Consider the following 500-nt stretch of genomic DNA (forward strand, 5'->3'; position numbering starts at 1 on the left):
GTTCGGCAACGGCGGCGGCGCGGCGGGCGGCGCAGGGATCGGCGGCGTCGGCGGCCAGGGTGGCGCCGGTGGCGCCGGCGCGGCGGGCGGCGCAGGGATCGGCGGCGTCGGCGGCCAGGGTGGCGCCGGTGGCGCCGGCGCTGCGAACCTCACGGCCGGAGCCGCCGGATACGACGGCGGGGCTGGCGGACACGGCGGTCAGGGCGGCTCGGCCGGTGCGGGCGGCGTCAACGGCGCCGGCGGTGTGGGCGGTAGCGGCGGTGCCGGCGGCGTCGGGGGTGATGGCGCGACGGTGGCCGGCAGCGATGGCGGTGTCGGTGGTGCCGGCGGCCGGGGCGGTGACGCGGGCCTGGGCGGCGCGGCCGGTGCCGGTGCGGGCGCTGCGGGCACCGCGGGTCACGCCGGTGACGGCGGTGCGGGCGGCCAGGGCGGTAAGGGCGGCGGGGGTGCCGACGGCGTCACCGCAGGCGGTGCGGGCTACGCCGGTGGCCACGGCGGCG

General features: G+C 83.6%; 1 protein-coding gene. It reads left to right on the plus strand.

The genetic code is table 11. The features are described 5' to 3' along the window. Positions 1-500 (plus strand): hypothetical protein (locus AO501_RS40755; protein ID WP_197419898.1); only part of this gene is annotated, 500 nt, incomplete at both ends.

The sequence above is a fragment of the Mycobacterium gordonae genome (assembly GCF_001417955.2).
GTDB lineage: Bacteria > Actinomycetota > Actinomycetes > Mycobacteriales > Mycobacteriaceae > Mycobacterium > Mycobacterium gordonae_B.